Raw genomic sequence first — 14,518 nt, forward strand, 5'->3', positions numbered from 1 at the left:
TACGATTATAATAAAGACCAGTCGTTGAGGAAAAGCTATGGTACCGCAAACTCACCATGATAGTGATGAGGTTGAAGTAGAAAGTGAAGAAAAACAGAATGGTGAAGAAATTGAGGTTGATGAAGAACATTTACCTTCACAAGCGATGGCCACCCATGAAGTGATTCGTCAGGAAGGAGAGAAAGAGCTTGAGCGCGATGCTATGGCGCTACTATGGTCAGCCATTGCCGCCGGGCTTTCAATGGGGGCCTCTCTGGTTGCCAAAGGCATCTTTCATGTACATCTCAGTGAACTCCCCGGTGGTTTTTTACTGGAGAATTTAGGCTACACCTTTGGTTTTGTTATCGTCATCCTCGCCCGGCAACAGCTGTTTACCGAGAATACCGTTACCGCCGTCCTGCCAATTATGCATAAACCTACGCCCGGCAATATTGGGCTGTTGTTACGTTTATGGGGGATTGTACTGGCAGGTAACTTAATCGGGACCGCGATTGCTGCGTGGGCGTTCGATGTGATGCCTGTTTTCGATGAACCAACCCGAGAAGCCTTCCTCAAAATTAGTCTCAAGGTGATGCAAAACCCGCCGCTGGAGATGTTCGCTAACGCCATAATATCCGGCTGGCTGGTCGCCACTATGGTGTGGATGTTTCCTGCCGCGGGTTCGGCAAAGATTATTGTCATCATCCTGATGACATGGCTTATCGCCCTAGCGGACACGACTCATATTGTGGTGGGCAGCGTCGAGATCTTTTATCTCGTTTTCAATGGAACGCTCCCCTGGCAGGAATTTATCTGGCCTTTCGCACTGCCGACGCTGGCCGGAAATATCTGCGGCGGGACTTTTATATTTGCTTTACTTAGCCATGCGCAGATCCGAAACGATATGAGCCATGAGAAAAAAGCTAAAGCAAAAGCTAATAAAAAACGATAAGTGGCGACAGTTTGAGCAGTCAGTCCATCACCGCTTAACCTGTAAACGAAAAGGCGCTATAATCGCGCCGTTTCGTCCCCTTAGTTAAATGGATATAACGAGCCCCTCCTAAGGGCTAGTTGCAGGTTCGATTCCTGCAGGGGACACTTTTCCACAGAAATTCTGATTACCTTAATAACGCCTCACTATCAGCTATCTTCTGGCTGTCAGCATGTCGCCTCATTGATAAAACCTGCCGCCCTGCTCTTTTTTTCACCATATCGTCCAGAGCTGAGAGTAGTCACCATAATGGTCATTCATGTATCTCAGTCCGGTGATGCTCGGTAAAAATAAAATCGAACCGCGAGTTTCCGCAGGTAGAATGACTTTATTATTATGATTCATTCAAAAAATACTCCATACCGGTAATTATTCATAGCAAAAATAAATAGCACTATTTGCGTAAAATACAGATACCCTCTGTTTCATTAGATATTAATTTATATTGAAATCATTCTCAAATCATGTGAATAAAAGCGATTCATCAAAGCATGAACGATTGATATTAGATAAAATGAATGAACACCCTCATAAAAATAAACGACAATATATTAATCTATCAACAAGCAAGTCACCATCATGAATAAAATTGAAAGAAACGTCTGGAAACTGAACAATATTCCCCCGCTTGAGTATTGTTCGATCTTTCGAGCGCAGAAACTGCTTAACTGTGAAGTTGAAGACTTACTTCACTGGCACGACATTGGCGCGATAAATCTCGCGATAAAGTTAAAAAACATCCCGGGAATGCTAAATATCGCTATATCGAAAAATAGAGATATAGCTAACCCACAAAGTGAGAATCATTTAAATCATACCAACATATTAAGAAAAAAAGAGGAAATATGGTCACAATATTCAACAGTTGACCGCGTTCTGGAGATAAAGGAGAGCGTTTCTGCCATCGAAACGCTTCATGGTAATCAAGCGATACAAACCCAGATAAAGGCCATCGTTTCCGGGCTTTGGCATATAGCCGAAAAAAATCTGGGAGAACTACGAGAATGCCCGGATCATAACCAACTGGTACAGAATGTCAGTGCAATAGCCCCTACATAAAACACTCTCTTTTGCTACTTTTCTGCCGATGATAGTAGTCATCTTTCAGTATCGCTCAATAAAATCTATATCCTTAGCAAAGATGTTGAGAAAATTTTTGAGCATACTATAAGCAGCCGCACTCTGGAGATTGCTAAACAACCTTCAGTTATTTTAAATAAGGAGGTCATTAATGAACCTCAATTCACCTTACAGAATATAACGCTCACCGACTTTATAGATGAATTTATGCAACTGAATCCAGGTTTCAACAGACAATCATTGAACGCTAACGAATAGCTGGAGGCCTGGGATGATGAAAATTTCGTGAGTCTGGTTGGTTCAGACCAAGAAAAGATTCCGGAGACAGAGCATGCTTAGCCGCTGGCTAACCATATCTGATAATCCTCTTTCAGAGCCATCATCATAATAGTAGAGCGTACTAGGATATCACTTTTGCTATAGCCCTCAGTAATATGGCCGCATATTTTTCTAAATCGTTCACGGCTAATAGACATGATTAAAGCTCAGACCGCAAACGTCAGGCAGGCATTGTCTTCGTCATTGCTGACTTTTATGGGGATCTGGTATCGGCCCTGGTTCTCCAGCATCAATCCGCTATCGCAGGAAAACCTTAACAGTTAGTAAACGCAGTTAGTTTTATCTGCTGCCGGGCTATTGGAACTATTCGGGCATTAAGCTGCTTCACTCGATGCCTCTTGCTGTGAGCATTAGCGTTAATGACCATGACGTTGTCTTTTTCCGGCTCGCTAACGGTAAGAGCAGTCGCGAAGAGTGCTGAAACGCTATACACGCTTTTTCACCATGCGGGACTTTGTCCCGCCCTTCAGGTACGTAGAAAAAGGCCCAAAATCAAGTGACTCTATCTGTACCGAAAGCAATCGCTAACAATCGTCGCCAGAATAAAATTTAATACCGAATGAAATTAATGTGTCGCCTAATCACGACACTCGTAAGTAACTAAAAATTAATAAAAAAATGGCTCTTGTTTCCCACATTTTTTAGGCGTACATTAGCGCCATCTGGAGCTGTTTGAGCTCAGAATTCACCGCTACCGCTGGCTAAAATGTTTGGCTTTTGTCAGCGATAGTTGAGCAGGTAATCAAGAGCAAATTCATTTAAGGCGTCTCGCCGAGACCGCGGAGTGATGAGTCGTGAAATATTTTTTAATGGGCATTTCTTTTATGGTCATCGTTTGGGCCGGTACTTTCGCCCTGATGATCTAGCTTTAACGGTGTTAAAAAAGGGAGCCTCCTGGGCTCCCTTTTTTTACTCGTTGCTTTCGCTGGTTATCTTTGCCGATGCCGGCAGAAGCCCGTCAGCGCGGAACATAGATTTGATGCCGCGCACGGCCTGGCGGATACGATCGCGATTCTCAATTAAAGCGAAGCGTACGTGGGTATCGCCATAGTCACCGAAGCCAATGCCCGGTGAGACGCAGACTTTCGCATCCTGCAGCAGCTTTTTAGCGAACTCCAGCGATCCCATGGCCGCATACTGCTCCGGGATTTTCGCCCACACGTACATGGACGCCTTCGGACACTCGACCATCCAGCCCGCCTCATGCAGCCCCTTGACCAGCACATCGCGCCGGCGTTTATACTGCTCGGCAATATCGCGAACACACTGCTGATCGCCTTCAAGCGCAGCGATAGCCGCAACCTGCAGCGGAGTAAAGGTACCATAATCGTGGTAGCTTTTAATTCGCGCCAGCGCATTGACCAGCGTTTTATTACCGACCATAAAACCAATACGCCAGCCGGCCATGTTGTAGCTTTTGGATAGCGTGAAAAACTCTACGGCAACATCGCGCGCGCCGGGAACCTGCATAATAGAAGGCGCTTTCCAGCCATCATAAACGATATCGGCGTAGGCCAGATCGTGTACCACCAGCACATCATAACGCTTCGCCAGCGCCACGACTTTTTCGAAGAATTCCAGTTCAACGCACTGCGCGGTCGGGTTGGATGGAAAACCGAGGATCATCATTTTCGGCTTCGGGTAGCTCTCACGAATAGCGCGTTCAAGCTCGTTAAAAAAGTCCACGCCTTCGACAAGAGGTACCGAACGCACCTGGGCTCCGGCTATCACTGCGCCATAAATATGAATAGGATAGCTTGGGTTTGGCACCAGAACGGTATCACCATGGTCAAGCGTCGCCAGCATCAGATGCGCCAGCCCCTCTTTAGAGCCAATCGTCACAATCGCTTCAGATTCCGGATCGATCTCAACGTTATAGCGCTCTTGATACCAGCGGGAAATCGCCCTGCGCAGGCGCGGAATACCACGAGAAGTAGAATAGCCGTGAGTATCGGGCCGCTGAGCGACGGTGCATAGCTTTTCGACGATATGCGGCGGAGTCGCACCATCGGGGTTACCCATGCTGAAATCAATAATATCTTCGCCGCGACGTCGCGCAGCCATTTTCAGTTCAGCGGTAATGTTAAAAACGTACGGGGGGAGACGATCGATACGCGTAAAACGGCGTTCAGGACTGAATTCAGCCATAGATTCCTCGGATTGACGTTAGCGCCCGGACCGTCCGAGCGACGCTGCTGCATTTGCAGCACGTTTAGAAAATAACCCGAAAAAATTCCTGCTGTCGAGAGTGCAGCTAAAAAATATTTCCGCCAGTAAAAACGGGCATCCGTTCGGCTAAATGCGGCATAAAAATCTTCCGCCCCCCTCTGTGACCACATTAAAATTAACATCTTGATATCATTAATTTTACCCTGGAAAGGGTTGATTGTTTGTCATTGTTGAATCTGAAGCCCTTCTGATTAATCCCCTTTTAATTGTGAGTCTTTTCCCTATTCAGGTCTCCGGCTGGTCTTCTGTCGTGAGGTTTTCTATCATATTGCTTTCTCGCGATTAACATGGCGCACTCATGCACGAAATATTTACTATGCTGCTGGCGGTTTTTGACCGCGCGGCATTAATGCTAATTTGTCTCTTTTTTCTTATTCGTCTGCGCCTGTTTCGTGAACTTCTGCATAAATCCGCGCACACGCCAAAAGAGCTGCTGGCCGTTACCGCGATCTTCTCTCTCTTCGCCCTTTTCAGTACCTGGTCCGGCGTACCGGTAGAGGGATCGCTGGTCAACGTACGAATTATCGCCGTGATGTCCGGCGGGATCCTTTTCGGTCCCTGGGTCGGCGCAATTGTTGGCGTCATTGCCGGCGTGCATCGCTATCTGATCGATATAGACGGCGTCACCGCTGTCCCCTGTTTTATTACCAGCATTGTCGCCGGTCTGCTTTCCGGTTTTATCAGTCGTAAAGTTCCGAAAGCGCAGCGCTGGAAAGCGGGGATCCTTGCCGGGATGCTGTGCGAAACATTAACAATGATTCTCGTGGTGGTATGGGCGCCCTCCCTGGCGCTGGGAATCGACATCGTGTCAAAAATTGGTATTCCAATGATCCTTGGCAGCATATGTATCGGCTTCATCGTGTTGCTGGTACAGAGCGTTGAAGGAGAAAAGGAGGCCAGCGCCGCCCGTCAGGCAAAGCTGGCGCTGGATATTGCTAATAAAACGCTGCCGCTGTTTCGCCACGTCAATAGCGAGTCCCTGCGTCAGGTCTGCGATATCATCCGTCGCGACATCAATGCCGATGCCGTCGCCATCACCAATACCCAGCACGTAATGGCCTATGTCGGTGTCGGTGAAATCAACTACCGCAATAACGACGACTTTATTAGTCCGACCACGCAACAAGCGATCCGCTATGGAAAAATCATTATCAAAAATAATGATGAAGCTCATCGGACGCCGGAAATACACTCGATGCTCGTTATTCCGCTGTGGGAAAAAGGCGTCGTCACCGGTACGCTAAAAATCTATTACTGCCACGCGCATCGCATCACCTCTTCGTTGCAGGAAATGGCTATTGGCCTGTCGCAAATCATCTCTACGCAGCTGGAGGTCTCGCGCGCCGAGCAGCTTCGTGAGATGGCCAATAAAGCTGAACTGCGCGCGCTGCAAAGCAAAATTAATCCCCACTTTTTATTTAACGCTCTGAACGCGATTTCGTCGTCGATTCGCTTGAATCCGGACACCGCGCGCCAGTTAATTTTTAATTTGTCGCGCTATTTACGCTACAACATTGAATTAAAAGATGATGAGCAAATTGACATCAAAAGGGAGCTGTATCAAATCAAGGATTATATCGCCATAGAGCAGGCTCGCTTCGGCGATAAACTGACGGTGATTTATGATATTGATGATGAGGTCAACTTTATGATCCCCAGTTTGCTTATTCAGCCTCTGGTGGAGAATGCCATCGTCCACGGCATTCAGCCCTGCAAGGGAAAAGGCGTGGTGACCATCGGCATTAATGAGTGCGGAAATCGAGTTCGAATCAGCGTTCGCGATACGGGAAATGGTATCGATCCTGCGGTGGTAGCAAGAGTGGAGGCTGATGAAATGCCGGGGAATAAAATCGGGTTACTCAATGTTCATCATCGGGTCAAGCTGCTTTATGGCGAAGGTCTGCATATCCGACGCCTGACGCCGGGGACAGAAATTGCCTTCTATGTGCCAACCCAACACGCCCCCCAGGCGGCAACAGAGTCGCTGCTGTCATGAGTGGAGAAAAAATGAAAGTCATCATTGTGGAAGATGAGTTCCTCGCGCAACAGGAGCTCACCTGGTTGATTAACACGCATAGTCAGATGGAGATTGTCGGCACCTTTGACGATGGGCTGGACGTGCTGAAGTTTTTACAGCACAACAAAGTCGACGCTATTTTTCTCGACATCAATATCCCTTCTCTCGATGGCGTACTGTTAGCGCAAAATATCAGCCAGTTCGCGCACAAGCCGTTTATCGTTTTTATTACCGCCTGGAAAGAGCATGCGGTGGAAGCCTTTGAGCTGGAGGCGTTTGACTACATTCTTAAGCCATACCAGGAATCGCGCATCATCAACATGCTTCAAAAACTGACCAGCGCCTGGCAACAGCTGCAGGTGAGCGCTGGCTCCGGCACAGCTTCCAACCCAATCAGAGAAAACGACACGATTAATCTGATTAAAGATGAGCGAATTATCGTCACCAGCATCAACGATATTTACTATGCGGAGGCGCATGAAAAGATGACGTTCGTGTATACCCGGAAAGAGTCGTTTGTCATGCCGATGAATATCACGGAGTTCTGTAACAAGCTACCGTCAGCGCACTTTTTCCGCTGCCACCGCTCGTACTGCGTCAATCTGAACAAAATTCGCGAAATCGAACCCTGGTTCAACAACACCTATATTCTGCGGCTTCGCGATTTAGAGTTTCAGGTACCGGTTAGCCGCAGCAAGGTAAAAGAGTTTCGTCAGCTCATGCATCTGTAGGGAATTTTACCCGGATATACAATATATCCGGGTAAGAAAGAACTCAGAGAATCTGCCCCAGAGTCTGACGCAGATGTGCGCCGGAACCCAGCAGCCCCGGATTGTCGTGGACTATCAGATAGACCGGGATATCCTGAACAAAGGCTTTAAAGCGGCCTTTATCTTCAAAACCACCGCGGAAACCGGAAGCTTTAAAGAAATCAAGGAAACGCGGCACAATACCGCCAGCGATATACACGCCGCCAAACGTACCAAGAGTCAGCGCCAGATTACCGCCAAAGCGGCCCATAATGACGCAAAACAGCGACAGCGCGCGACGGCAGTCAATGCAGGTATCGGCCAGCGCGCGTTCAGTCACATCCTTAGGCTGCAGGTTTTCCGGCAGACGGCCATCGGACTTAACGATCGCATGGTAGAGGTTGACTAATCCGGGGCCAGATAATACGCGCTCGGCGGAGACGTGTCCCAGCTCGCTACGCAGCTCTTCCAGAATAATGCCTTCCTCTTCGCTATTTGGCGCGAAATCCACATGGCCGCCTTCGCCCGGCAGGCTCACCCAGCGTTTATCCACGTGGACCAGATGAGCCACTCCCAGCCCGGTACCAGCACCATAGACGGCGATCGGCTTGCCCTCTACCGGAGCCGTACCGCCAAACTGAATCAGATGTTCAGCTTTCAGCATCGGGATTGCCATCGACACAGCGGTAAAGTCGTTAATAATCTCCAGATGCGAGAAGCCCAGATTCTTTTTCATCTCGGCGATAGAAAAAGCCCAGGTGTGATTGGTCATAGCGACCCAGTCACCGGTAATCGGACACGCAATGGCGATACAGCCATCTTCAACCTTCACGTCCTGCTCTTCCAGATAGACCTTCACTACGGCTTCAAGACTTGGATAATCGAGCCCGGAATAGGTCCTGGCGCGAGAAATTTCCCCGCTTGCGATATCACATAACGCCAAACGGGCATTCGTTCCGCCAACGTCCCCTACTAAAGCAAATTTTGTCATTCCGTTACGGCTCCGCTAAAGTCAAAATGATTCTTTTGGCACACTCTAAATTCATGACGTCCTGACAACAACGACCAACGCATAAGCGCCCTTGGTTTAGCGACTTGCGTCACAGTTAGTCTGTAATTTATGAAATATTGTGCTGCACAACTGCCGGACACATCTTTACTTTATCGTTTCAGCATCATTTGCGCCAACGCTCTCAGCCCCCCCGAGCAAAGTAATGCGACGAAACTTTCAGAAGGATATTTTCATGCTGCACCCGCGCGCCAGAACGATGCTGCTGTTATCCATACCGGCCATTTTGATTGGTATTGCTGCCAGCCTGGTATTAATTGTGGCGATGAAAATGGCATCCGTGTTGCAAAGCATTCTATGGGATAGCCTGCCGGCAAGTTTAGGCATCAACGCCAGCGGACCTTTCTGGACTATCGCTATCCTCACCTGCACCGGTATCGCCGTTGGACTGGTAATACGCTTTAGTCCTGGTCACGCAGGTCCGGACCCGGCCACAGAGTCACTTATTGGCGCCCCTGTAAGCATCAGCGTGCTGCCAGGCCTGTTCGCTGCGCTGCTCCTCGGCCTGGCGGGCGGCGTTAGTCTCGGCCCGGAACACCCGATCATGGTGATTAATATCGCCCTCGCTGTAGCGCTTGGTTCCCGTATTTTCCCGCGCGTTAGCGCGCTGGACTGGACGATTCTTGCCTCTTCCGGCACCATCGGCGCATTATTTGGAACTCCGGTTGCTGCGGCGTTGATCTTTTCGCAAACGCTAAACAGCAGTAACGATGTACCGCTTTGGGACAGACTCTTCGCGCCGCTGCTTGCCGCAGCGGCCGGGTCTCTGACCACCGGGCTATTTTTCCATCCCCATTTTTCGTTACCAATCCCGCATTACAATCAGTGGCATCTTGTCGATATCTTTAGCGGAGCTATCGTTACGCTTATCGCTGTTGCCGTCGGTATGGTTGGCGTCTGGTGTTTACCGCGTTTACACGCACTAATGCACCGCCTGAAAAATCCGGTCTTAACCTTGGGTATCGGTGGCTTTCTCCTGGGTATCCTTGGCGTTATCGGCGGACATATCACTCTGTTTAAGGGTCTGGATGAGATGCAGCAATTAGCTTTTAGCCAGACGTTAACCGCCAGTGATTTCATGCTTATTGCTCTGGTCAAGCTGGCGGCGCTGGTGCTGGCCGCGGCCTGCAGTTTTCGCGGCGGGCGAATTTTCCCGGCGGTTTTTGTCGGCGTCGCGCTCGGACTAATGCTGCATGCACACGTGGATGCCGTCCCGGCAGCTATCACCGTTTCCTGCGCGATTCTCGGACTTACGCTTGTGGTGACGCGCGATGGTTGGTTAAGCCTGTTTATGGCAGCGGTAGTGGTGCCAGATTCCACTTTACTTCCGCTGCTGTGTATCGTGATGCTTCCCGCCTGGCTATTACTTGCCGGAAAACCGCTGATGATCGCAAAGCGCCGCGGCGGTTAAACGCGGCTGTTTCTCTCTTCCAGCGACCGGGTAACCGTACGCAGAAAGTCGGGAATATCCATTTTTGGCAGCATCACCTCTACCATTGTTAACCTGTCTGAGGCAATGCTGCTGTCCATCGCTTCTTGCAGCTCCTGCGTACGCGTTACTCGCCAGCAGCGCGACGGTACTTCGGGGGCAAAAGCATCAGGCAGACGGCTCCAGTCCCAGAGCGCAATATCGTTATAACGCTGCTCAGGGCCATGAATGGCGCGCTCGACCGTATAGCCTTCATTATTAAGCAACAGAATCAGCGGACGTTGCTTATCTCTTAGCATCGATCCCATCTCCTGAATGGTTAGCTGTGCGGCGCCATCGCCGACAATCAGCACTACCCGTTTGTCCGCCGCTGCTATTTGCGCTCCATAGGCTGCCGGAAGGGTAAAACCTATCGATCCCCATAACGGCTGGACGATCAGCGTTGCGCCGGCTGGAAGTTTAAGCGCCGCAGCCCCGAACGCGGCCGTTCCCTGATCGGCAAGAATTATGTCCCCGGGACGCAGCTGTTTCTGCACCGTACTCCAGAAATTTTTTTGCGTCAGGCGGCCTTCAGGCTCGCCGCCTACGCCGGGAGCCTGAACGTCTGGCGTAGTCCATTCTGCCGCCAGAGTGGCGGAAAGCTCGATTAAAATATCAAGCGCCTTTTCCATTGGAATCCGGCTGAACCAACGATCGCCAACCCGAACGGCAAAGGGCTGGATTTCTATCGTTTTTTCCTGCGGGAGATGCTGAGTAAACCCGGCGGTAATGGTATCGGTAAAACGGGTGCCAATGCAGATGATGGTATCAGCATTTTCAATGGCATCGCGAGTCTGACTGGAGCTTGCTACGCCGCTATAGGTCCCGACAAACCCGCTCTGCTGCTCATCAAAAAGCCCTTTACCCATCAGCATGGTGGCGAAAGAAACCGGTACTTTAGCGACCCACTCTCTGAGGACGTTTTGCAGCCCATAGCGCTGGGCAAGGAAATCAGCCAGCAGCGATACGCGACGGCTGCTTCTCAGCATCAACAGCGCATGCTCACGAAATCCTGCCAGCTGATTATCATCGGCGGGCAGACCTTCCATTAGCAAACGGTGAGCAGGCGGCGTGGCCTTCGCCTTCGCCACATCGGCCGGCAGCATCAGATAACCGGGGCGATGATGGATTAGCATTTCACTTAATACCCGGTCTATTTCATGGCAGGCATTGCCCGCCGCCAGTACCGCCTGGGAACAGGTAATTTGTTCACTCATACGCGAAAAGTGGCTGAAATCACCATCACCAAGCGTATGGTGCAGCAGTTCGCCGCGCTGCTGCGCGCCGGTACAGGGAGCCCCGACAATATGCAGGACCGGAACATGTTCGGCGTAGCTTCCGGCAATTCCGTTAAGCGCGCTAAGCTCGCCGACACCATAGGTCGTCAGTAGCGCGCCAGCGCCTTTAATACGCGCATAGCCATCGGCGGCATAGGCCGCGTTCAGCTCGTTAGCACAACCAACCCACCCTAATTTCTGATGCGCGATAACGCTGTCGAGAAACTGTAAATTGTAATCACCCGGTACGCCAAACAAGCGGTCTATGCCGCAATCTACGAGACGATCCAGCAGATAATCGCCAATGGTATAAGTCGGTTGCATATCCATACTCTCCTCTCGTGCAGGTAATTTGAGTATTGGATAAGCAGATGGGCTGTCCAGATTGTGCTCAACAAATGGGGTGGAAAGCAAAATTTACGCATTCAGGGAGTGTACTCGGCGACAAACATTCTTTAGTGTAAACGTATACACACCCTGTTTTATCTGCGGAGGAAGTATGGTTTACCAGGCAAACGCCACGCGATATCAAACGATGGACTACCGCCGCTGCGGTCATAGCGGATTAAAGCTGCCGGCAATCTCCCTTGGGCTTTGGCATAATTTTGGCGACGAAACGCGGGTAGAAACCAGCCGCCAGCTTCTGCGACACGCGTTCGACCTCGGCATTACTCATTTCGATTTAGCCAATAACTACGGCCCTCCGCCAGGGTCTGCAGAGAGCAATTTTGGTCGTATCCTGAAAGAAGATTTTTTGCCTTACCGCGATGAACTGATTATCTCCAGCAAAGCCGGTTACACCATGTGGGACGGCCCTTATGGCGACTGGGGATCGCGTAAATATCTCATTGCCAGCCTCGACCAAAGCCTTAAACGCATGGGCCTGGACTATGTCGATATTTTTTACCATCACCGCCCCGACCCCGAAACGCCATTACAGGAAACCATGCGTGCGCTGGACCATATTGTTCGCCAGGGCAAAGCGCTATACGTCGGATTATCGAATTACCCGCCAGAACAGGCTCGTGACGCCATCAACATCCTTAACGACCTCGGTACACCGTGCCTGATTCATCAACCTAAATACTCGATGTTTGAACGCGGGGTCGAGGAAGGTTTACTCGATTTTCTGCAAACCGCAGGGGTGGGAAGTATAGCGTTTTCACCGCTTGCCGGCGGCCAGTTGACTAACCGCTATCTGCACGGCATTCCGGCAGACTCTCGCGCCGCCAGCGGTAGCCGCTTCCTGCAACCGGATCAGCTAACTGAAAACAAACTGGAGAAGATTCGTCAATTGAACGCGCTGGCAGAATCCCGCGGGCAGAAACTCTCGCAAATGGCCCTCGCCTGGGTGCTGCGCGAAGAGAAAATCACCTCGGTACTGATTGGCGCCAGCAAAACGTCGCAGCTCGACGATGCGATTGGCATGCTGGAAAACCGCCATTTCAGCGCCGAAGAACGGGCGGCCATCGATGCCATCCTTGCGGTGTAAATTCATTTTTACTTTAGCAAAAAGTGCTCTCGCTTGCGATTTAGGAGTTCCTCCGATGCGATGGGGCTTTACTGCCCCGTAATATCAGGTTAACAGGCCGACAACGGCCCCGATCGTGAAGGAGAAAAGTATGTTCAGGTCACTGATTTTGGCTGCAGTGCTTCTGGCTTCAGCGCCATTGGTCGCTAATGCTGGTGAAATCACCCTGTTGCCATCTATAAAATTACAAATTGGCGATCGCGACAATTATGGTAACTACTGGGACGGTGGCGGCTGGCGCGACCGTGATTACTGGCGTAAACACTATGAGTGGCGCGACAACCGCTGGCATCGTCATGACAACGGCTGGCATCGTGGCTGGGATAAACGCAAAGCCTACGAACGCGGCTATCGCGAAGGCTGGAACGACCGCGACGACCGACGCGGCGGCTGGGGACGAGGTCACGGCGGTCGCGGCCATGGTCACGGGCATCATTAATGACAACAGGGAGCCATCCGGCTCCCTTTTTACTGACAATTAGCTGAATATCGATCCCACAATCAGCCAACCGTTGAGCCCCACGACCACCGCGACAATCGCCCATCCCAGTACTTTCACCCACCGGGAGTTGACCAGGTCACCCATTAATCGGGAATCGCTGGTAAATATAAGCAACGGCACCAGCGCAAGAGCGATACCAAAACTCAGCAATACCTGACTCATCACCAGAATACGCGTCGGATCAAGGCCCATTAAAATCACAATAAACGACGGCAGCATGGTGATTGCCCGACGAAACCATAGCGGGATATGAAAGCGTATAAAGCCCTGCATCACCACCTGCCCCGCCAGGGTGCCAACAACCGTCGAAGATAGTCCCGCTGCTATCAGACTCAGGCCAAAGATGGTCGCTGCCGCATGACTCAGCAAAGGCTCCAGCGTCAGATAGGCCTGATCGAGGTCGGCAATACCTGTATGGCCGTTGAAATGGAAAGCCGCGGCAGCGGTCGCCATCATCGCCAGGTTGACAAAACCAGCGATAGTCATGGCAATCGCCACATCCCAGCGCGTGGCGTTATACCGCTCTTTACGCGTCCCACCGTGCAGATGCTGGGTCAGCGATGAGTGTAAATAGATGACATGCGGCATGATGGTTGCGCCCAGTACCCCGGCGGCAAGAAATACCGCTTCGCTGGTCGGCAGAGACGGTACGAGCATTCCTTTCGCCAACGGCGCCAGCGCAGGCTGGGAGAAAATCAGTTCAACGACATATGCCGCAGCGACAAACAGCAGCAGTCCGCCAATCACTTTCTCCAGCGGTTTTTGACCGCGACGCTGTAGCATCAGAATCAGAAACGTCGCGATTCCCGTCAGCACCGCGCCCTGCAGCAAGGAGACGCCGAGCACCAGCTTAAACCCAATAGCTGCGCCAATAAACTCGGCAAGATCGGTGGCCATCGCGATGATTTCCGCCTGCACCCAGTAAAACCACACTACCGGCCGCGGGTAGTGGTCGCGAATTTGTTCTGCCAGATTTTTACCGGTAGCGATACCCAGCTTCGCCGACATCACCTGAATCAGCATCGCCATCAGGTTAGCCCATACCACAACCCAAAGCAGCTGATAGCCAAAGCTGGCACCGGCCTGAATATTCGTCGCGAAATTACCCGGATCGATATAGCCAATGGCAGCAATGAAAGCAGGTCCCATCAGGGCCAACTTGATCTTGCGCGCTGCACGACCGCTGCTATTCTCAACGCGACTGTTTGTCATTTTCTGCCTCTGGAAATATAGCCTTTGCTATGTTTTATGCTATCAAAACGCGAATGATTATCAAGTTCATTTAAA

General features: G+C 50.7%; 13 protein-coding genes and 1 tRNA gene. 10 read left to right on the plus strand and 4 right to left on the minus strand.

The genetic code is table 11. The annotated features are described in order from the left end of the window. Positions 1 to 37 precede the first annotated feature (37 nt). The 5 genes from GJ746_RS17905 (at position 38) to ypdK (ending at position 3,255) form a co-directional block, all read left to right on the plus strand. Positions 38 to 931 (plus strand): formate/nitrite transporter family protein, encoded by an 894-nt coding sequence (locus GJ746_RS17905; RefSeq protein ID WP_154681411.1) that lies wholly within the window; start codon positions 38 to 40, stop codon positions 929 to 931. Between the two features lie 74 nt (positions 932 to 1,005). Further along, positions 1,006 to 1,077, plus strand: a tRNA-Arg gene (locus GJ746_RS17910). 472 nt (positions 1,078 to 1,549) lie between these two features. Continuing rightward, the gene (locus tag GJ746_RS17915) at positions 1,550 to 2,029 is read left to right on the plus strand and encodes a hypothetical protein (RefSeq protein WP_154681412.1); all 480 of its coding nucleotides are present in this window, start codon (positions 1,550 to 1,552) and stop codon (positions 2,027 to 2,029) included. Between the two features lie 495 nt (positions 2,030 to 2,524). Next, positions 2,525 to 2,653 carry a hypothetical protein gene (locus GJ746_RS25520; RefSeq protein ID WP_264766551.1) on the plus strand — a complete coding sequence of 43 codons (129 nt, stop codon included), beginning with the start codon at positions 2,525 to 2,527 and terminating at the stop codon, positions 2,651 to 2,653. A 530-nt stretch (positions 2,654 to 3,183) separates the two neighbouring features. Further along, complete coding sequence (gene ypdK, locus GJ746_RS17920; protein ID WP_077777854.1) at positions 3,184 to 3,255, plus strand: membrane protein YpdK; 72 nt, start codon at positions 3,184 to 3,186, stop codon at positions 3,253 to 3,255. Positions 3,256 to 3,298: 43 nt separating this feature from the next. On the opposite strand, the gene alaC is transcribed toward ypdK, so the two are convergent. Continuing rightward, the gene (alaC, locus tag GJ746_RS17925; RefSeq protein ID WP_154681413.1) at positions 3,299 to 4,537 is read right to left on the minus strand and encodes an alanine transaminase; all 1,239 of its coding nucleotides are present in this window, start codon (positions 4,535 to 4,537) and stop codon (positions 3,299 to 3,301) included. 379 nt (positions 4,538 to 4,916) lie between these two features. Here alaC and GJ746_RS17930 point away from each other — a divergent pair, with 379 nt between their 5' ends. Together GJ746_RS17930 and GJ746_RS17935 are read left to right on the plus strand one after the other, a co-directional pair. Beyond that, on the plus strand, positions 4,917 to 6,614 hold the full coding sequence (locus GJ746_RS17930; RefSeq protein ID WP_154681414.1) for a sensor histidine kinase: 1,698 nt from the start codon (positions 4,917 to 4,919) through the stop codon (positions 6,612 to 6,614). Between the two features lie 11 nt (positions 6,615 to 6,625). Beyond that, the gene (locus GJ746_RS17935) at positions 6,626 to 7,366 is read left to right on the plus strand and encodes a LytR/AlgR family response regulator transcription factor (RefSeq protein ID WP_154681415.1); all 741 of its coding nucleotides are present in this window, start codon (positions 6,626 to 6,628) and stop codon (positions 7,364 to 7,366) included. A gap of 43 nt (positions 7,367 to 7,409) precedes the next feature. Here the strand turns inward: GJ746_RS17935 and glk are convergent, their stop codons facing one another. Then, positions 7,410 to 8,375: a glucokinase gene (glk, locus tag GJ746_RS17940; protein WP_154681416.1), complete on the minus strand. Its 966-nt coding sequence runs from the start codon at positions 8,373 to 8,375 to the stop codon at positions 7,410 to 7,412. A 253-nt stretch (positions 8,376 to 8,628) separates the two neighbouring features. Between glk and GJ746_RS17945 the strand changes: the two genes are divergently transcribed. After that, positions 8,629 to 9,864, plus strand: a complete 1,236-nt coding sequence (locus GJ746_RS17945; RefSeq protein ID WP_154681417.1) for an ion channel protein — start codon at positions 8,629 to 8,631, stop codon at positions 9,862 to 9,864. Here the strand turns inward: GJ746_RS17945 and GJ746_RS17950 are convergent. After that, a complete protein-coding gene (locus tag GJ746_RS17950; protein WP_154681418.1) occupies positions 9,861 to 11,522 on the minus strand; it encodes an alpha-keto acid decarboxylase family protein in 1,662 nt (553 codons plus the stop codon). The genes GJ746_RS17945 and GJ746_RS17950 overlap by 4 nt on opposite strands. A gap of 175 nt (positions 11,523 to 11,697) precedes the next feature. Between GJ746_RS17950 and mgrA the strand changes: the two genes are divergently transcribed. Then, complete coding sequence (mgrA, locus tag GJ746_RS17955) at positions 11,698 to 12,690, plus strand: L-glyceraldehyde 3-phosphate reductase (RefSeq protein ID WP_154681419.1); 993 nt, start codon at positions 11,698 to 11,700, stop codon at positions 12,688 to 12,690. Between the two features lie 130 nt (positions 12,691 to 12,820). Further along, positions 12,821 to 13,168, plus strand: coding sequence for a DUF2502 domain-containing protein (locus tag GJ746_RS17960; RefSeq protein WP_154681420.1), 348 nt, complete (start codon positions 12,821 to 12,823; stop codon positions 13,166 to 13,168). 39 nt (positions 13,169 to 13,207) lie between these two features. On the opposite strand, the gene GJ746_RS17965 is transcribed toward GJ746_RS17960, so the two are convergent. Then, the gene (locus GJ746_RS17965) at positions 13,208 to 14,443 is read right to left on the minus strand and encodes an Nramp family divalent metal transporter (RefSeq protein ID WP_154681421.1); all 1,236 of its coding nucleotides are present in this window, start codon (positions 14,441 to 14,443) and stop codon (positions 13,208 to 13,210) included. Between the last annotated feature and the right edge of the window lie 75 nt (positions 14,444 to 14,518).

The organism is Klebsiella oxytoca, assembly GCF_009707385.1.
GTDB classification, from domain to species: domain Bacteria; phylum Pseudomonadota; class Gammaproteobacteria; order Enterobacterales; family Enterobacteriaceae; genus Klebsiella; species Klebsiella oxytoca_C.